This is a genomic window from Brevibacillus sp. SIMBA_040 (assembly GCF_046535075.1).
Classification (GTDB): Bacteria; Bacillota; Bacilli; order Brevibacillales; family Brevibacillaceae; genus Brevibacillus.
Genome location: NZ_JAWRXI010000075.1, coordinates 1 through 369, shown reverse-complemented (window position 1 = coordinate 369; position 369 = coordinate 1). Strand labels below are relative to the sequence as shown.

Genomic DNA, 369 nt, shown 5'->3' with positions numbered 1-369 from the left:
CCGTTCTACACCCTCGGCCCGCTGACCACCGACATCGCGCCGGGTTACGACCACATCACCTCCGGGATCGGTGCAGCGATGATCGGCTGGTTCGGTTGCGCGATGCTCTGCTACGTGACGCCGAAGGAACACTTGGGCCTGCCGAACAAGGATGATGTGAAGACCGGGATCATCACCTACAAGATCGCCGCGCATGCCGCCGATCTGGCGAAGGGACATCCGGGCGCGCAGATTCGCGACAATGCCTTGAGCAAGGCACGGTTCGAATTCCGTTGGGAAGACCAGTTCAACCTTGGCCTGGATCCAGACACCGCCCGTTCGTATCACGATGAAACCTTGCCGAAGGATTCGGCCAAGGTCGCGCACTTC

General features: G+C 60.7%; 1 protein-coding gene. It reads left to right on the top strand.

Features of this window, described 5'->3' with window-relative positions; translation table 11 throughout:
- Positions 1-369 (top strand): phosphomethylpyrimidine synthase ThiC (locus SB752_RS32020; RefSeq protein WP_410719442.1); only part of this gene is annotated, 369 nt, incomplete at both ends.